Here is an 18151-nt window from a genome sequence, read left to right as displayed (position 1 = left end):
AGTTTTGTCGTTTTCCAAATCGACAAAGATGACATTGATGTTTAAATACGAAAAATGGCTTCCAATCCCTTACCACTCGTAATCTTATCAAAAACAGCCTTTATTTTAAGCTAATTTTAAGGTTGACTGTTTTGGGAATCGTTGGTATGATGAGTATCATAAAACATAAAATAATGTCGAATAATGACAATGATCGTTAGCTGAGAGGAGCACTGATTATAATGATGAAATCAACAGGTATTGTAAGAAAAGTGGATGAACTGGGACGGGTAGTTATTCCAATCGAATTGCGCCGTACGCTCGGTATTGGTGAAAAAGATGCTCTTGAGATCTATGTTGACGGCGAGCGCATCATGTTGAAAAAATACGAACCAGCTTGTATCTTCTGTGGCAATGCAGAGAACGTTACTTATTTCAAAGGTAAAATTGTTTGTAACGAATGTATTTCCGAAATCCCTGCACCTGTGACAAAATAAGAAATATCAGGTATAATGGTCTTATTAAATTGTTATTTCTAACCTTTTTATATTCCTTGATCGCCTTCCCGGTGTGAACCCCACCGCTGGAAGGTATTTTTTTGCTTTATTATTGGTTTTCATTACCCAAAAAATCGAGCTACGAGTCTGTTCAACTCCAAAAAGAAGAGCGGTGACGTTCGTAATATATTTTTTCTCCGCTCTGCTCGTTTTCATATTCCATTAAGGTTGGATCTAAGGTCCCTTAAAGTTTATGTTCCCTATTCCAGCATATTTTTGTTGATTCGTTATTAAATTAAAGCGTTATATACATCTCGTTTCGTCAAACCTCGATCCGTTGCCGTTTTCTTCATCGCATCTTTACGACTAAGTCCTTCATTCTCATAATGGCTCACATGATCCTCCAAGGACAGCAGTTGCCACCAGGCTTCCCGCTCCGCCTTACGCTCTTCTTCCCTGATACCTTCTACAAGCAAACAATATTCCCCAAGTGGCGGATGTTCCTCAAGCCATTCTATGCACTCTTGGATACTGCCTCTTGCGAACTCCTCATGACGTTTCGTCAGTTCACGTGCCAGTACGATCGACCGATCACCCAGAATCTCTTCGAGATAGGCCAAAGTTTTACGAATACGGTGAGGGGACTCATAAAATAGCAACGTACCGTTGGACTCATTAAAAGCTTCCATCACTTTTCGCATGTCTTTTTTCTCCCGCGGCAAAAAGCCGCCGAATGTGAAACGCTCCGTCGGTAAACCAGATACGATCAGAGCTGATAACGCGGCATTGGCTCCAGGGATGGGAATGACCGTAATTCCAGCTTCAAGCGCAAGTTTTACAAGATCGGAACCAGGGTCCGAAATGGCCGGCAGACCGGCATCACTGACGAGTGCCAAATTTTTTCCTTCTATTATATAGCGTATGAGTTCAGGCCCACTAGCTCCCTTATTATGCTCATGGTAACTGAACAACATCGATGGTGTAATTTCAAAATGGGTAAGCAGCTTTCGGGTCTGACGTGTGTCCTCCGCTGCAATGATGTCACAGCTCTGCAATGTTTTAATTGCTCGAAATGTCATATCGTCCAGATTACCGATTGGTGTTCCTACCAAGTATAGTTTACCGGCACCACCCGACTGCTCCGCGTAGCTCTTCTGAATATGCAATGTCATCTATAACCCTCCTTCCGTTGTTCGTTGTGCATGCTGCGCACCGTAATATATGTCCATGATTTCTTCGCAGTATTTCCCTTCTTCATTGTAAACAATCAGTGGTGGAAGCATGCGTACCTCCGGTTTCCCATCCTTGAGCGCTTCAATCAACACCATATTGGCTTCCAAATGAGCACGGGGATGTACCATCCGAATCCGCTTTGGTTCAAGTTTGTACTCACGCATCAGAGTGATGATCTCTCCTAAACGCTGCGGACGATGAACCATGGATACTTTACCGCCATTGCGCACCAGTCGATTACAGGCCTGAATGACTTCCTCCAGCGTACACCCGATTTCATGGCGTGCCATTGCCTGATGAGTGTTCATCTTGAGGTCACTTCCATTCAAGGGCATATACGGAGGGTTAACCGTTATAGCATCGTATACAGCATGGCCCGTTTCTTTCACGAGTTCACGCAAATCACCTTCATGGATCGTAATGGATTCTTCCAATGCATTCAGTTGAACGCTGCGACGTGCCATATCTGCCAATCGCGGCTGAATTTCAATGCCTTCCAGACTCGCCTGCGTTCGTGTGGTCAACAGAATGGGAACAACCCCATTGCCTGTACACAAATCAAGCACACGACCCCGTTTCGGTACTGAAGCAAATCGGGCCAACAATACGGCATCCATCGAAAAACTAAACACTTCATCACTTTGAATAATCTTCAAATCATGAGAGAGCAAATCGTCGATTCGCTCCGAATCTTGCAATTTTACTGATATTTCTGTCATATGATACACTCATCCTCCGGTACTCTATATCTCAGACAAGGTTCTTAACCTTGAAAAAAAACCGTAGGGGATCCCTACGGCCACTTCATTTATTCAAAAAAGACAGGCAGAACAGACAATCGCCTTCCGTCCGCAAATGTCCATAATAGACATTGCAGATATGGAATCCTTCGTGATACAACCGAGCCAGATTATCATATCCTTCACCTACAACATCTTCACCAGTAGCTGGACCCGCAGGCCTTGCTACCGGAGCGAGCGCCGATGCGATGGGCAAATCTGCCGGGGCCTCACGCTTCAGCAGTTTGCGTAACTGCTCATTCTCGATGGTAAGCCGCTGATTATCTTCAAGCAGCTCTTTAACAATCATTTTTAACTCTCCTAAATCACTGTGCAACTGACCCAATTGGGTTTCCATTTCATGAATGTGCGTAAACAGATTTTTCTTTTCCAAGTTTCCACCCCGAAGCAACCTTTATGGTTTACTTGATAACGACGTCATCCAGCGGAAGTTCTTTGACTTTACTGATGTCGAACAGTTGAACATGGACTGTGCGATTACCGGCATTGATGCCGACAACTTTTCCTTCACCCAAAGAGGTGACGACCAACTTGCCTACAGCCGGCAATTCTTCTCTCACACTTTCATAGTTATCATGCTCAAATTTCAGACAACACATGAGTCTTCCGCACAACCCGGAAATTTTCGTCGGATTCAGTGACAGGCTCTGATCTTTAGCCATCTTGATTGATACCGGCTCAAAGTCTCCCAGCCAGGAAGAACAACATAATACTCGGCCGCAAGGTCCGATCCCTCCAAGCATCTTTGCTTCATCACGTACACCGATCTGTCTCAGTTCGATCCGTGTCCGGAAAATGCTTGCCAGATCCTTGACCAGCTCCCGGAAATCCACTCTTCCTTCAGCTGTAAAATAAAAAATAATTTTATTGCGATCAAACGTAAATTCCACATCGACCAGCTTCATTTTGAGGCCGTGGTCTTTGATTTTATTTAAACAAGTACCGAATGCTTCTTTTGCTGCACGCTTGTTCTCATCTACGACACGGGCATCTGTCTCGCCCGCCACCCGGATGACCTTTTTGAGCGGCAACACCACATCAGACTCGCCTACTTCTTTCTTGCCGACGACAACCTTACCGTACTCTACCCCCCGCGCTGTCTCCACGATAACGCAGTTTTCTTTTTCAATGGGAAGGTCCAGGGGATCGAAGTAATAAATTTTGCCCGCTTTTTTGAAACGGACACCCACTACACTGTACAAAAAATTAACCCCCTCGTAAGCCAATCCCACTTCGTCTGAAGCCCTGTCTTCTTAGGGAACCCGCCGAAGTTATAACCGTTTGCATATGATTGGAACAAAATCTGTCCTCTCCCAGTCTTATGCCAAACCGATCAAAAATTGCTCCAGACAAAGCTGGCCATTGACATTGAAACGCAATTTTTTTCTGCATGCTGCGGCCATATCCATGTAGGAAACCCACTGCTCGGTGCTGCGGGTATGGGCCAACTGAGACAGCATGTCCAACTGATCTATAAAAACGATATGTTCATGCCTACCATACTGGACATACAGCATATCCCTGAACCATAAATGGAACAGGCTAAGCATCGTATCCAGGTGTTCTGAGAGTCCGGTTTTAAAAAGCTTCTGCTGTGCAGAGATCAATGATGTACTTCCTCTACCCAGGGACTCCTTCCCTAATTGTAACATTACGTTTCTAATTTCTGCAAACCAATTCTGCTGGAGAATTTCTCTACATGCTTCCAGTCCTGACGCTAAATGGACGGCAGAGCGAGCCAGATTGGCAGGGTGCCCTTCCGCAATCAGCGATTGCAGCATCTCTTCCGGATTCAGAGCACCGAAAGGAACCAATTGAGAGCGTGAACGAATGGTGGGCAGCATCGCCTGTCCATTATCCGTAATCAAAATGCCTACCGCGGGCACCTGAGGTTCTTCCAGAAACTTCAGCAAACTGTTGGCCGCTTGAACAGTCATTTTCTCGGCCTGTTCAATAATATATACTTTGGGATGCCCCGCCTCTGAACGGTACGAAAAGATACGCTGCAGATCCCGAATTTGATCAATTTTAATGTTATTCCCATCCGGTGCAAGCATGGTTAGATCCGGATGATTTCCATGTTCCACCTTACGACATTCAAGACACTGTCCGCAGGCATCATCTTCAAGCTCTGTACAGAATATTGCTTTGGCAAATGTGATCGCCGTCTGCAATTGTCCACTGCCGGATGGTCCGCTAAACAAATAGGCATGACTTATGGCATGACGTCTCAAACTGCTCTGTAACATTTGCTTGGCTGCCTGCTGACCCATAATTTGTTGAAAGGACATACTTCCTCCTCAGAAGCTTAAATTAATAAGCATTCCCCGAATTTCTCCTACTTGCTGTAATAACGTAATCTTGCCTTCCTCTGTTTCCAAAAGCTCATCAGCCATAGATAATAAGGCAGAGTCAATCTCATCAATTAACTTGTAACGTTTCCCTCTTCCCCGACGATCCCATCCTCGCGTCTCTTTCATAGACACACCACGACGGACCGTTTCCTCCAGAAATCTTTTTACAAGCTGCTTGTATGCTTTCAATTCACGAATGGTCATGGAACGAGACAAACGGTCACCCTGCATCTGGATCTCACTTAATCGGCGGGTAAGTTCAGCCTGTGATGCCCGTTCACCCTGGTGATTCATCATATCAGAGAAATTTTTGGATTGAACCGGTTTGGAGCCGGAATCGGAAGAACTGAGTCCACTCTGCATCGGTCGGAATCCAGGATTGATTTTCATGGAAACGCCTGCTTTCTACCTTAAGTAGGCCAATCGCCCATCAGCACAGTGCGCGCTGCGCCTGTGCGTGGAGGAGACCTTATATATGTGCTAGATCATACTCTATATATAATAGTAGTTAAATATCACCACATGGATCTATTCGTTGTTAGTCAACCTCTGTCCGAAATAAGATCTTCCCTGATCGAAAAGTTTATCCGGACAGAGAACGCGATTCTTGATTACAAGAAGGACCCTCAATAGGATTTATGGGAATTGCATCATTAAAAGTGTTCGAATCGATCTACCGGAAGAACAAACACGGTAGCTCCACCTACTTGAACTTCGACAGGTAGCGGCAGGTAAGAGTCGGTTGTTCCGCTCATCGGAGTGACTGGAGTCACGAGCTGTTCACGAACCTTACAGCTGCTGCGAATGACGTTCATTACGGATTCGACCTGACCATCATCGACACCGATCATAAACGTCGTGTTGCCTGCCTTCAAAAATCCACCGGTACTGGCCAATTTCGTAGCCCGAAAATTTGCTTTGACCAATGCGCTGGATAATCGGTTGCTGTCTTTATCCTGTATAATCGCAACAATCAGTTTCATCCTGCATAACCTCCTTCAGATAATAAGCACCTTGTGAAATGCCCTGTCTATATATTAGACAATTACTCGTCAAAATCCTTCAAAATCCCTGTCTCAAGCGACAAAATCATTGCTGCCAATACCTCTTCTTGCTTTTGAGAGGCATCGATGACCTTGATCCTGTCAGGAAACTGTTCCTTCAGCAAAAAATAGCCTTCACGCACTTTGCGGTGGAACTCCAGACTTTCGAGATCCAGACGGTTAACTTCACGTCCATCGTGGGCATCAATGCGGGCGAGCCCTGCTTCAGGCTCGATATCCAGATAGAGCGTAACATCTGGCATCAGTTCACCTATTGCAAACCGATTGATGGCCCAAACATTCTCTACACCAAGACCACGAGCGTATCCTTGATAGGCCAGACTGCTGTCGACAAATCGGTCACAGATAACGGTCTTCCCTGCCTTCAATGCAGGCTCCACTTTCTCTGCCAGATGCTGGCTGCGTGCAGCTGCATAGAGCAGCGCTTCGGTTCTTGCATCCATTGCCGTATGAAGAGGATTGAGAATGATGGCACGTATTTTCTCCGCAATTTCAATCCCGCCTGGTTCCCGAGTAACTACATATGGTATACCCTGTTCTTCAAAGTAAGAACCTAGCTTACTGATCATCGTTGTTTTGCCGGACCCTTCTCCCCCTTCCAACGTAATGAATTTACCTCTGCCCTGCATATGCTTCCCTGCTTTCTATATCGATAATTGCTCCTAATTGTGCTGCGATAACTACAATCTCGATCCTCTCATACTCCAGACTATGAATGAGCCCGCCCAGAGGTGTATGTTCATGATCAATCCGTAGATTGTTTCGAGTTTGGTACAAGCTTCTTATTATAATACTATACATGATCCCGCGTTAACGGTCAGCTATTCTCCAATATTTCCGATAAGGCACATAGCCTGATCAGCCGTAAATCAACCATACCCATAGAGGGAGCATGACAGAGCCGGCAATAGCACTGACAATCATGGATACGGAACTCAGCGCTACCGCATTTTCTCCATACTCAAAGGATCTTGCCATACCCAATGCGTGGGAAGCCGAGCCGAGTCCGATCCCATACGCATTTTTGCTGTTTACTCTGGCCCATTTTAAAATCATGGGTCCCAATAATATCCCCGAAAATCCGGCTATCATCACAAATAACGAAGTGAAGGATGAATTTCCTCCCACCTGATCAGCCAGTTGAATGGCAACGGGTGTCGTAATGGATTTGGGCAATAATGCGATAACGATATCTTGCGGATAACCGAGCAGCAGCGATATGGCGGCCCCTGTGGACATACCAACGATGCTTCCACCCAAGGTCCCCCCTAATATCGGGATAATATTCCGTTTCAGTACATCAAGGTGTTTCGCCAAAGGGAATGCCAGGGAAACTACAGCCGGCCCCAATAACTCCTGTATCCATTTGCCACCAAGCATGTACGTATCGAGCTTAATACCGGAAATGATCAGAATCAGTACAATTACAGTCGTTGCCGTCAAGACGGGCATAAGGATCGGCCACTTCAACCTTCTATATAAATGAGTCGCAGGAATATATATAGCCACGGTCAAGGCAATCATTCCGATTCCGAGGATGAATGCGAGCATGAGATCGCCTCCTTCTTACCTTGATGCGTCGATCTCCACGCCATGAGCCATTCACTGATTTTCGCAGACAACAGACAAGTAATTAATGTACTAACGATTAACCCCAGAACAAGCAGCAGCGTATTGGCTCTAAAAAAATCAAAATGATTGATAATGCCCACCGTGGGAGGGATAAACAATAATTGCAAATTCGATTGAAGCCAGGATGATCCTTCTTCGCCCCAACTTATTCTGATCCATCCCAGTTGAATGACGATGAATAGAAGCAGCATCCCGACAATACTTCCTGTTAACGGCAGATGCAGTACAGCCTGAATCAGGTTTCCTATCCAATAAAACCCGTACATCAGTATGACTTGCAGGACTATTCCCGTATATTTTTTTAGCGGAATATCCAAAGTTTGTTCCCTTCTTTCTTATGTCCAGACAACAATGATGTCTTAACTTGTTTGAGCATTTTGCATAAATCCAAAGCGTGTCTTCTAAACTCAATTATTCCCTGATGATTTTCAACGATTGCAGCGAAGTATCCGATACGCCGTGGAACCTTGCTCCTTCATCTCTCAGTAGCTTAATACGTGATATCATGGCCGCACTTATTCGCTCACCAGCGTACACAAGAGGTATGCCGGGCGGATATGGAATGACCATCTCCGCAGAGCGAAGACCTACACATTTATCAATGGATACCTCTGTTGTATCCTCTTCCATAATCGGCTGCAACGTAAACGGGATAGGCTCCGAAAAAGGAGTTCCTTCTTGAAAATTGTTCCACGTGGAAATATAATTTGCAGAATCTTTTGTAAAACGCTGTGATTGCTCACCAAGAGATTGGCTCTGCTCCTGTTCAGGGCTGATTTGGCGTAAAGCCTGCAACAGGTGCTCGGCATCGCGCAGCGTCGAGCCCAGGCTAAAGAGCAGGACGACGTATCGTTCGTCGCTCATTTCGGGCACACAGCCGTATGCTTCCAGCTGCTGCTGCAGCCCATAACCGCTCAGCACCCCTGTGCCGTCATAAATGACGGCCTTGAACGGGTCCTGAGCGGTGTATCCCGCGGCTGAAGGCAACGCCGCCGCGGGCAGAGCTTCAGGCCGCCCCGGTGCACCGGCGGCCTCGGACTTACCGCCAGTTGCCGGCTTCGCCCCGGCTGGCGGCTCTTGCTGCAGCAGCTGCCCCGGCTGCAGCAACTGAAAGCGCGGCAGCTCCGCAAGGCCGCGCTTAAAGGCGTCCACGGCGGCAAGCCCCGCCGTGAAGGCATTCGCGCCCTGCGTATGCAGCAGGCGGCGCGCCAGATCAAGCGAAGCCATCACCGGGTACGATGGGCTTGAGCTTTGCACCATAGCCAGACGCTGACGCAGCAGGGACCGGTTTAACCGTGGTCCCTGAACGTGTAGCATGGCTCCCATGGTGAAAGCAGACAGCATCTTGTGGGTCGACTGCACCACACCGTCTGCTCCGCAGGACAGCGCAGAGGCTGGCAGCTCCGGATGCTGCCCATAATGCGCGCCATGCGCTTCATCCGCGAGCAGCGGCATGCCTGCCTCATGGCACACCTCAGCAATGGGCTTCAGATCAGCGCCCATGCCGTAATAATTGGGCAAAGTCACAAGTACTCCCTTTGCCTCAGGATATGCCTGGACAGCGGCCTGCACCGTCTCAAGCGACGGCATCACCGCAAGTCCACTCGCAGGATCAACCCATGGCTCCAGGAATACAGCCCTTGCGCCTGCCAGCATCAACCCGTGAATGACTGACTTGTGCACATTGCGCTGTACCAGTACAAGACTATTAGGTTCATTACATACGGTCAGCAGCAAAGACAAATTACCAGACGTACTGCCTCCGACAAGGAAGAAGCTCTCCTCTGCTCCAAAACAATCTGCTGCCAGCTGCTGTGCCTCCAATATAACCCCTTCTGGATGATGCAAATCGTCCGTCCCCGAGATTTCCGTTACATCCAGCCGCATCATCTCCAGAAACGCACTCACCGGTACAACATCTGCTGCAGATGCGTCAGTTTCATTGCCATGCCTTTTTTCCTTAGCTTGTCTGAAGCACTCTTCCCCATCAGTTACTGAACGTCCCAAACTTTGTTTTCCTTTTGCCTCACCCTCATTACGGTAAATTTCACTAGCTTTCCCATCTAACTGCTGCTGGTCCGCTTGCTCCAGTAACCCGCGATAGACTTGTCCGTTCTTATGCCCAGGTACATGAAAAGAACGCTGCCCTGAATCACGATACGCAAGCAACGCTTCATATAAAGGTGCGGTATTTGATTTATGCTCCATTGAATAATCATCCTGTACATTCATAAATTTTGATGCGTCCGTACCAACCTCTCTCTAACAACAGAGACCTTTCCACGCTTATTTCTCTCCTACGATCTGCTGTATTCAAAACGTGTAGGTAAAGCACTTCTTCTTTCATTATATCAGGAATTGTCCAGCCCACGTGCAAACCACCGTTTCCACCGATGCATCATCATCATATCCAGTCACCCCATGGGTGCTTATCATGTCCATTTTCCCCTTCTTATTCCCTGATAGAAACAGAAAAAGGCCCCTAGGGCCTCTATACACATTGATACAAATCAATGTGATGTTTCACTAATATGATTTAACGCTCTTTATGCGTTCTTTTGCACCCAAATCTGCTTCATTTGATGAATAAAATAATTGTACTTGGCATCCTGTGCATCCGTATGAACCATTTCTGCTTCGCAAGCGTCACATATAAATTCAGATACAATAAAAATGCCTTCTCTTTTGGTCTGTTCGCAGATAATGCATGTGTGTTCGGCGTGTCCTTCCATCAACCATCCCACCTTGTTTAACGTATTACTATCAGTATTGCACAGTTTCTATTATTTTAAACCTTTTCATAGTGCTTTCTTTCTATAAAATATATATATTCGCCTACCCCTCTATGGGTGTCTGTACCGAAAACAAACAAAAGAAAAATGCCATTCGTTCTGTACTTCAGCCAGACAGCCTACATTTGTTGCCCATTCTCCTTACCTTATAACGTAGCTAAAACCTCGCAGACCTGCAATTTCTTCTATTATATGAAAAGCATGAATGGACAGTCATTACAAGAAACATCCCCGCACTTCATTGTATTTCTCATGTGATTACCTACTCCTCCTACAGCTTTGAAAAACTTATATACTATAATCTTAAAAAAACTTGGATTTTCAGCCGATATATAATACATCACCATCAGAACCTGACAGCCAGGTCGTTCAAAGGTATACTTGTATATGATTAATCTACTTCCATATCTTGTACATCAATCTGGAGTCCATACAAGGTTCATATATGTAACTCTGCGTCATCCATTTCCTTATTTATGAAAACGAATACCTATTACAAATGAACGTGATCCCAGAAGGAGGATTTGTAATCGTATGATCGCCGAACCGGAGAATAAAGCAACCTTTTATCAATACCGGCTTCTGAAAAAAAAGGCCATTGCCCGCAGCGTAATCTTTAGCTATCTGTCTTTGCCTGTCATTATGCTTTTGTTTAATCTGTTAGCATTCTCCTGGACCGGCCTCTTCTACTTTATCCTGGCAGGACCGATCACACTATGGATTCATTATGTCATTGCCAGAACCATATTACTGCTGGTCCGTACCTCCTATGCACGTCGTTGGCGCTGGAACCTCAAAATGCCTTGGTTCGGCTATATTCCAGACCAACATTTCAGCTACCGCATGTTCGTCCGGGTCCACCTCAATATGAGCTGGATTGGGCTATGTATCATTACCGTCTGTTTAATATGGTCACCCTTGTCCTTCACCCTATCGTTGATTTTCTGGCATCTGTGGCTTCTTGTACCACGTCTATATGTTGTACTTGTTCTTTCACGCGAACGTAAGGACGGGCTTATCAAATTAAATGAACAAGATGTCTCCTACTACCTGCAATAATTGTTCTTCTATCCTTTACCTATAACCTTGCCTAACGCAATGTATAGTTGAAACCAGTAATACATAAAACGCTAAAGCTCATTCATACCTTCTATTCAAACTGACGCAACCACTCCTATGACACTCTTTCTTGATTACTGCGTCATGCTTCCAAACCTTAAAGGTTATCCACAGTGGATAACCTTTATTTATTTCACCTCTCTTTTTCCCTTATCCACAGCATGGGTATAGTTAAAACGGTTATCCCCAACGCAGTACATCCATTTCCGTTCTGCCACGTCCTAGCTTGTTGAATACCTTTTCTGATATTGAGTACGTAGTAGGCTCATAATCGACCTCCTTTCGATATCTTCCCCCTCTTCTATGTTTACTTGCTCTATAGACGACTGATACCAGCCTCTACAGGCACCTACTATCTTTGCTATCTATGCCTCATGTCTACTGTGTGAGTGCTGTAAGCCTGCCTCTCTACAGCTCCTGGTTAAGTCACCGCCAAAAGAAAACCTCCGAACGATCCATTGCTCATCTAATATGATTCATGACAGACAAAAATAAATACAAAAAGCCCCCGATCAGAGATCGGGAGCTTTACTATCATACGGACCATTACACCGTTAATTGTCGAACCATTACATCAAAACACAACTCATTCAGTCATCATCATCAAGTGATTTTACTGTCGTCTGGGCAGCTTCACTTTTCGGAACCATCACCGTGAAGAAACCATCATGTACAGCTAGATGTACAGTATGCCCTTCTTTAGCAAATACACGTAGGGAACTTGAGTCATTGGAAGTACTCTTGGCTTGCTTTTCTGTCCATCCCCAGCTCTTAATCTCGTCTAGATACACCTCAGGAATACTAGTGCTCTCACTAATACCAGATAGCGTATATCGAACATAATCCATATCCGAATTGTTTTCAGACTGGTCAGATTTATTCGCCACTTTAGGAACCGGGAAACCCTTCTCGTTTACCGCTCCTTCATAAGAAGTCCATGCAGATCCTGCTTCACCGCATCCTACAAGCACGCCTATCAGGCCAAGCAAGAGAAACGAATGAAGAACTAGTCTTCGCCAACTTATCACACACACCCTCCTTTTCACAGCTGCACATTCCAGCTCTGTGGTCAGGTACTTTTAGCATATTTAACATAGTCCTATTATACTGGTTTCGAATGCGTTTTCCGTAACAAAAATGTTACCTTCATTTCAAGACTTTTTTAAGTCATTCATTTACCCTCTTTTGAAAGTCAATCCACCTCTATTTATATCAGCTTCCAAAGCAAGAATTAAATCCATCTTCAACTAGCTATTCCTTCATTTTTGCTTATAAACAAATAAAAACCACCACCGAATAACATCGGCAGTGGTTCTTTGCTTGGCGGCGTCCTACTCTCCCAGGACCCTGCGGTCCAAGTACCATCGGCGCTAGAGGGCTTAACGGTCGTGTTCGGGATGGGTACGTGTGGAACCCCTCCGCCATCGCCACCAAACGCGATTTGTCGAAGCATTGCTTCTTGAAATCATTGTAGAACTGAAAATCATACACACATTCTGTGATGTACCGATTTTCATTTCAGAGATTATTCTCTGAAAACTAGATCCGAAACGAAATGTGCGATTTATAACTTGCATATTTGGATAAGCCCTCGACCGATTAGTACTGGTCAGCTCCATGCATTGCTGCACTTCCACCCCCAGCCTATCTACCTCGTCGTCTTCAAGGGGTCTTACATACTGGGAAATCTCATCTTGAGGGGGGCTTCACGCTTAGATGCTTTCAGCGCTTATCCCTTCCGTACATAGCTACCCAGCGGTGCTCCTGGCGGAACAACTGGTACACCAGCGGTACGTCCATCCCGGTCCTCTCGTACTAAGGACAGCTCCTCTCAAATTTCCTACGCCCACGACAGATAGGGACCGAACTGTCTCACGACGTTCTGAACCCAGCTCGCGTACCGCTTTAATGGGCGAACAGCCCAACCCTTGGGACCTACTTCAGCCCCAGGATGCGATGAGCCGACATCGAGGTGCCAAACCTCCCCGTCGATGTGGACTCTTGGGGGAGATAAGCCTGTTATCCCCAGGGTAGCTTTTATCCGTTGAGCGATGGCCCTTCCATGCGGTACCACCGGATCACTAAGCCCGACTTTCGTCCCTGCTCGACTTGTAGGTCTCGCAGTCAAGCTCCCTTATGCCTTTGCACTCTTCGAATGATTTCCAACCATTCTGAGGGAACCTTTGGGCGCCTCCGTTACTCTTTAGGAGGCGACCGCCCCAGTCAAACTGCCCACCTGACACTGTCCCCGCACCGGATTACGGTACCAGGTTAGAACCTAGATACGATCAGGGTGGTATCCCAACGGTGCCTCCACACAAGCTGGCGCTCATGCTTCAAAGGCTCCCACCTATCCTGTACAGATCGTACCCAAATTCAATATCAAGCTGCAGTAAAGCTCCATGGGGTCTTTCCGTCTTGTCGCGGGTAACCTGCATCTTCACAGGTATTAAAATTTCACCGGATCTCTCGTTGAGACAGCGCCCAAGTCGTTACGCCATTCGTGCGGGTCAGAATTTACCTGACAAGGAATTTCGCTACCTTAGGACCGTTATAGTTACGGCCGCCGTTTACTGGGGCTTCGGTTCACAGCTTCGGATTGCTCCTAACCGCTCCCCTTAACCTTCCAGCACCGGGCAGGCGTCAGCCCGTATACTTCGCCTTACGGCTTCGCACAGACCTGTGTTTTTGCTAAACAGTCGCTTGGGCCTTTTCACTGCGGCCCCCTCGTGCTATTCACACTACCGGGGCACCCCTTCTCCCGAAGTTACGGGGTCATTTTGCCGAGTTCCTTAACGAGAGTTCTTCCGCGCGCCTTAGAATTCTCTTCTCGCCTACCTGTGTCGGTTTGCGGTACGGGCACCATCACCTGGCTAGAGGCTTTTCTTGGCAGTGTGAGATCATGACCTTCGCTACTATAATTTTCGCTCCCCATCACAGCCCAGCCTTACGATGTGCGGATTTGCCTACACATCAGCCTCACTGCTTAGACGGACATCCATCAGTCCGCGTCACTACCCTGCTGCGTCCCCCCATTGCTCATAACGGCTTACGGTGGTACAGGAATTTCGACCTGTTGTCCTTCGACTACGCCTTTCGGCCTCGCCTTAGGTCCCGACTTACCCTGAGCGGACGAGCCTTCCTCAGGAACCCTTAGGCTTTCGGCGGATCAGATTCTCACTGATCTTTTCGTTACTCATACCGGCATTCTCACTTGTATAATGTCCAGCGCTCCTTACGGTACACCTTCAACCCTTATACAACGCTCCCCTACCCCTGATGCAAAGCATCAAGCCATAGCTTCGGTGGTGTGTTTAGCCCCGTTACATTTTCGGCGCAGAGTCACTCGACCAGTGAGCTATTACGCACTCTTTCAATGGTGGCTGCTTCTAAGCCAACATCCTGGTTGTCTGTGCAACTCCACATCCTTTCCCACTTAACACACACTTGGGGACCTTAGCTGATGGTCTGGGCTGTTTCCCTTTTGACAATGGATCTTAGCACTCACTGTCTGACTCCCGGAAGTAAGTCTATGGCATTCGGAGTTTGACTGAGCTTGGTAACCCTTGCGGGCCCCGCACCCAATCAGTGCTCTACCTCCACGACTCTGTTTTCCGAGGCTAGCCCTAAAGCTATTTCGGGGAGAACCAGCTATCTCCGAGTTCGATTGGAATTTCTCCGCTACCCCCACCTCATCCCCGCATTTTTCAACATGCGTGGGTTCGGGCCTCCAGTGCGTGTTACCGCACCTTCACCCTGGACAGGGGTAGATCACCCGGTTTCGGGTCTACGTCCACGTACTCAGTCGCCCTATTCAGACTCGCTTTCGCTGCGGCTCCGGCTCTTCACCTTAACCTTGCACGGGAACGTAACTCGCCGGTTCATTCTACAAAAGGCACGCCATCACCCCTAAAACGGGCTCTGACTTTTTGTAAGCACACGGTTTCAGGTTCTATTTCACTCCCCTTCCGGGGTGCTTTTCACCTTTCCCTCACGGTACTGCTTCACTATCGGTCGCTAGGAAGTATTTAGCCTTGGCAGATGGTCCTGCCGGATTCATACGGGGTTTCACGTGCCCCGCACTACTCGGGATACATCTCGGAGGGAACCAACTTTCAAGTACAGGGCTTTTACCTTCTTTGGCGGGCCTTTCCAGACCTCTTCGCTTAACCGGTTCCTTTGTAACTCCATGTGAGATGTCCCACAACCCCAAAGAGCAAGCTCTCTGGTTTGGGCTTCTCCGCGTTCGCTCGCCGCTACTGACGGAATCACTATTGTTTTCTCTTCCTCAAGGTACTTAGATGTTTCAGTTCCCTTGGTATGCCTCTACATAACCTATGTATTCAGTTATGAGTAACTGGAAATTACCCCAGCTGGGTTTCCCCATTCGGACACCCCCGGATCAAAGCTTGCTTACAGCTCCCCGAGGCAGTTTCGTTGTTCGCCACGTCCTTCATCGGCTCCTAGCGCCTAGGCATCCTCCGTGTGCTCTTAGTAGCTTAACCATATTTGCTCCGGTTTTGACTGCTCGCTTCCCTTGTTTTGCTCACGCAAAGCCAAAAGTCGCTACCATTCAATACCATCGCAATGCAGTCTTCACTATTTAATAAAAACTTGTTTTAACACAAGTTCAGCTTAAAAAGGAATGTTCTAAATCGCAAAATTTCGTTTCGATATCTAGTTTTCAAAGAACAAGCTCCATGCAAAAGCAAGCTGTTTGAGAGTTTGAGCTCTCAAAACTGAGCAACGAGTGAGTCGTTTTTGCAGCTAAGCTGCATATTTGAATGTTTCCACGCGGGAAACGATTCTCCATAGAAAGGAGGTGATCCAGCCGCACCTTCCGATACGGCTACCTTGTTACGACTTCACCCCAATCATCTATCCCACCTTCGGCGGCTGGCTCCTTGCGGTTACCCCACCGACTTCGGGTGTTATAAACTCTCGTGGTGTGACGGGCGGTGTGTACAAGACCCGGGAACGTATTCACCGCGGCATGCTGATCCGCGATTACTAGCAATTCCGACTTCATGCAGGCGAGTTGCAGCCTGCAATCCGAACTGAGACCGGCTTTGTTGGGATTGGCTCCATCTCGCGATTTCGCAGCCCGTTGTACCGGCCATTGTAGTACGTGTGTAGCCCAGGTCATAAGGGGCATGATGATTTGACGTCATCCCCACCTTCCTCCGGTTTGTCACCGGCAGTCTATCTAGAGTGCCCACCCGAAGTGCTGGCAACTAAATATAAGGGTTGCGCTCGTTGCGGGACTTAACCCAACATCTCACGACACGAGCTGACGACAACCATGCACCACCTGTCTCCTCTGTCCCGAAGGAAAGATACATCTCTGTACCGATCAGAGGGATGTCAAGACCTGGTAAGGTTCTTCGCGTTGCTTCGAATTAAACCACATACTCCACTGCTTGTGCGGGTCCCCGTCAATTCCTTTGAGTTTCAGTCTTGCGACCGTACTCCCCAGGCGGAGTGCTTAATGTGTTAACTTCGGCACCAAGGGTATCGAAACCCCTAACACCTAGCACTCATCGTTTACGGCGTGGACTACCAGGGTATCTAATCCTGTTTGCTCCCCACGCTTTCGCGCCTCAGCGTCAGTTACAGCCCAGAGAGTCGCCTTCGCCACTGGTGTTCCTCCACATATCTACGCATTTCACCGCTACACGTGGAATTCCACTCTCCTCTTCTGCACTCAAGTCACCCAGTTTCCAGTGCGATCCGGGGTTGAGCCCCGGGATTAAACACCAGACTTAAATGACCGCCTGCGCGCGCTTTACGCCCAATAATTCCGGACAACGCTTGCCCCCTACGTATTACCGCGGCTGCTGGCACGTAGTTAGCCGGGGCTTTCTTCTCAGGTACCGTCACCTTGAGAGCAGTTACTCTCCCAAGCGTTCTTCCCTGGCAACAGAGCTTTACGATCCGAAAACCTTCATCACTCACGCGGCATTGCTCCGTCAGGCTTTCGCCCATTGCGGAAGATTCCCTACTGCTGCCTCCCGTAGGAGTCTGGGCCGTGTCTCAGTCCCAGTGTGGCCGATCACCCTCTCAGGTCGGCTACGCATCGTCGCCTTGGTGAGCCGTTACCCCACCAACTAGCTAATGCGCCGCAGGCCCATCCCCAAGTGACAGATTGCTCCGTCTTTCCAGTTCTCTTCAGGAGAAGAAAACAACTATTCGGTATTAGCTACCGTTTCCGGTAGTTGTCCCAAACTTGAGGGCAGGTTGCCTACGTGTTACTCACCCGTCCGCCGCTAACCATCAGAGAAGCAAGCTTCTCTTTAAGTCCGCTCGACTTGCATGTATTAGGCATGCCGCCAGCGTTCGTCCTGAGCCAGGATCAAACTCTCCAATAAAGTATTGAAAAGAGCGATAAGCTCATTTTGAAACTGACGAGATTAAAAATCTCATTTATTTTGCTTTGAAATCATACAGTCCGAAGACGTGTACCGATTTCTCAGCGTCGATCTTGCAAGCAAGATCGTTACTCACTCGTTGTTCAGTTTTCAAAGATCAAACTTGTTTCATCGCCGTGTGTTGTTCACCTCAGCAACTTTTATATCTTATCACATCCGAACCAACTTTGCAAGCTCTTTTTTTTTAAGTTTCTTTCGAAGCTTATTTCATTCGCTTGCGGCACCGTGTTTCTCGTGTTTTCTTGGCCGGAAT

15 protein-coding genes and 3 rRNA genes are annotated in these 18151 nt (G+C 47.4%); 2 read left to right on the top strand and 16 right to left on the bottom strand.

The annotated features are described in order from the left end of the window. The first annotated feature begins 221 nt into the window (after positions 1–221). Positions 222–476, top strand: coding sequence for an AbrB/MazE/SpoVT family DNA-binding domain-containing protein (locus tag PTQ21_RS05310; protein ID WP_024633700.1), 255 nt, complete (start codon positions 222–224; stop codon positions 474–476). A gap of 290 nt (positions 477–766) precedes the next feature. On the opposite strand, the gene rsmI is transcribed toward PTQ21_RS05310, so the two are convergent. From rsmI to PTQ21_RS05250, 12 genes are all read right to left on the bottom strand, one after another. Beyond that, a complete protein-coding gene (gene rsmI, locus PTQ21_RS05305) occupies positions 767–1648 on the bottom strand; it encodes a 16S rRNA (cytidine(1402)-2'-O)-methyltransferase (RefSeq protein WP_063567541.1) in 882 nt (293 codons plus the stop codon). Next, positions 1649–2428 (bottom strand): tRNA1(Val) (adenine(37)-N6)-methyltransferase, encoded by a 780-nt coding sequence (locus PTQ21_RS05300; RefSeq protein WP_063567540.1) that lies wholly within the window; start codon positions 2426–2428, stop codon positions 1649–1651. Positions 2429–2513: 85 nt separating this feature from the next. Continuing rightward, complete coding sequence (gene yabA / locus PTQ21_RS05295; protein WP_024633697.1) at positions 2514–2882, bottom strand: DNA replication initiation control protein YabA; 369 nt, start codon at positions 2880–2882, stop codon at positions 2514–2516. Positions 2883–2910: 28 nt separating this feature from the next. Further along, the gene (locus PTQ21_RS05290; protein ID WP_024633696.1) at positions 2911–3711 is read right to left on the bottom strand and encodes a PSP1 domain-containing protein; all 801 of its coding nucleotides are present in this window, start codon (positions 3709–3711) and stop codon (positions 2911–2913) included. Positions 3712–3828: 117 nt separating this feature from the next. Continuing rightward, positions 3829–4800 (bottom strand): DNA polymerase III subunit delta', encoded by a 972-nt coding sequence (holB, locus tag PTQ21_RS05285; RefSeq protein WP_274569062.1) that lies wholly within the window; start codon positions 4798–4800, stop codon positions 3829–3831. 9 nt (positions 4801–4809) lie between these two features. Beyond that, positions 4810–5253: a YaaR family protein gene (locus PTQ21_RS05280; RefSeq protein WP_024633694.1), complete on the bottom strand. Its 444-nt coding sequence runs from the start codon at positions 5251–5253 to the stop codon at positions 4810–4812. A gap of 263 nt (positions 5254–5516) precedes the next feature. Beyond that, positions 5517–5846, bottom strand: a complete 330-nt coding sequence (locus PTQ21_RS05275; protein WP_017691391.1) for a cyclic-di-AMP receptor — start codon at positions 5844–5846, stop codon at positions 5517–5519. 62 nt (positions 5847–5908) lie between these two features. After that, positions 5909–6556 carry a dTMP kinase gene (gene tmk / locus PTQ21_RS05270; protein WP_091001839.1) on the bottom strand — a complete coding sequence of 216 codons (648 nt, stop codon included), beginning with the start codon at positions 6554–6556 and terminating at the stop codon, positions 5909–5911. A 229-nt stretch (positions 6557–6785) separates the two neighbouring features. Continuing rightward, positions 6786–7478 carry an LrgB family protein gene (locus tag PTQ21_RS05265; protein ID WP_063567536.1) on the bottom strand — a complete coding sequence of 231 codons (693 nt, stop codon included), beginning with the start codon at positions 7476–7478 and terminating at the stop codon, positions 6786–6788. Next, the gene (locus PTQ21_RS05260; RefSeq protein WP_090811948.1) at positions 7448–7876 is read right to left on the bottom strand and encodes a CidA/LrgA family protein; all 429 of its coding nucleotides are present in this window, start codon (positions 7874–7876) and stop codon (positions 7448–7450) included. The genes PTQ21_RS05265 and PTQ21_RS05260 overlap by 31 nt, the downstream gene beginning before the upstream one ends. A 94-nt stretch (positions 7877–7970) precedes the next feature. Continuing rightward, entirely contained in the window at positions 7971–9767 is a 1797-nt protein-coding gene (locus PTQ21_RS05255; protein ID WP_274569057.1) for an aminotransferase class I/II-fold pyridoxal phosphate-dependent enzyme, read from the bottom strand. Between the two features lie 338 nt (positions 9768–10105). Continuing rightward, positions 10106–10291 carry a sigma factor G inhibitor Gin gene (locus tag PTQ21_RS05250; protein ID WP_024633689.1) on the bottom strand — a complete coding sequence of 62 codons (186 nt, stop codon included), beginning with the start codon at positions 10289–10291 and terminating at the stop codon, positions 10106–10108. 594 nt (positions 10292–10885) lie between these two features. Between PTQ21_RS05250 and PTQ21_RS05245 the strand changes: the two genes are divergently transcribed. Further along, the gene (locus tag PTQ21_RS05245; protein WP_063568461.1) at positions 10886–11410 is read left to right on the top strand and encodes a hypothetical protein; all 525 of its coding nucleotides are present in this window, start codon (positions 10886–10888) and stop codon (positions 11408–11410) included. Positions 11411–12060: 650 nt separating this feature from the next. Here the strand turns inward: PTQ21_RS05245 and PTQ21_RS05240 are convergent. From PTQ21_RS05240 to PTQ21_RS05225, 4 genes are all read right to left on the bottom strand, one after another. Then, entirely contained in the window at positions 12061–12498 is a 438-nt protein-coding gene (locus PTQ21_RS05240) for a hypothetical protein (protein ID WP_079697642.1), read from the bottom strand. A gap of 290 nt (positions 12499–12788) precedes the next feature. Beyond that, a 5S ribosomal RNA gene (rrf, locus tag PTQ21_RS05235) occupies positions 12789–12905 on the bottom strand. A 144-nt stretch (positions 12906–13049) separates the two neighbouring features. Continuing rightward, positions 13050–15975 (bottom strand): 23S ribosomal RNA (locus PTQ21_RS05230). Positions 15976–16285: 310 nt separating this feature from the next. Next, a 16S ribosomal RNA gene (locus PTQ21_RS05225) occupies positions 16286–17838 on the bottom strand. The 16S, 23S and 5S rRNA genes sit together here, the layout of an rRNA operon. Positions 17839–18151 lie beyond the last annotated feature (313 nt).

The organism is Paenibacillus marchantiae, assembly GCF_028771845.1.
Taxonomy (GTDB): domain Bacteria; phylum Bacillota; class Bacilli; order Paenibacillales; family Paenibacillaceae; genus Paenibacillus; species Paenibacillus marchantiae.
This window is presented reverse-complemented; position numbering and strand designations above follow the sequence as displayed.

Coding starts and splice junctions, on each gene's coding strand:
- PTQ21_RS05310 (WP_024633700.1), top strand. CDS start 222: ATGATGAAATCAACAGGTATTGTAAGAAAAGTGGATGAACTGGGACGG.
- rsmI (WP_063567541.1), bottom strand. CDS start 1,648: ATGACATTGCATATTCAGAAGAGCTACGCGGAGCAGTCGGGTGGTGCC.
- PTQ21_RS05300 (WP_063567540.1), bottom strand. CDS start 2,428: ATGACAGAAATATCAGTAAAATTGCAAGATTCGGAGCGAATCGACGAT.
- holB (WP_274569062.1), bottom strand. CDS start 4,800: ATGTCCTTTCAACAAATTATGGGTCAGCAGGCAGCCAAGCAAATGTTA.
- PTQ21_RS05280 (WP_024633694.1), bottom strand. CDS start 5,253: ATGAAAATCAATCCTGGATTCCGACCGATGCAGAGTGGACTCAGTTCT.
- PTQ21_RS05275 (WP_017691391.1), bottom strand. CDS start 5,846: ATGAAACTGATTGTTGCGATTATACAGGATAAAGACAGCAACCGATTA.
- tmk (WP_091001839.1), bottom strand. CDS start 6,556: ATGCAGGGCAGAGGTAAATTCATTACGTTGGAAGGGGGAGAAGGGTCC.
- PTQ21_RS05265 (WP_063567536.1), bottom strand. CDS start 7,478: ATGCTCGCATTCATCCTCGGAATCGGAATGATTGCCTTGACCGTGGCT.
- PTQ21_RS05255 (WP_274569057.1), bottom strand. CDS start 9,767: ATGGAGCATAAATCAAATACCGCACCTTTATATGAAGCGTTGCTTGCG.
- PTQ21_RS05250 (WP_024633689.1), bottom strand. CDS start 10,291: ATGGAAGGACACGCCGAACACACATGCATTATCTGCGAACAGACCAAA.
- PTQ21_RS05245 (WP_063568461.1), top strand. CDS start 10,886: ATGATCGCCGAACCGGAGAATAAAGCAACCTTTTATCAATACCGGCTT.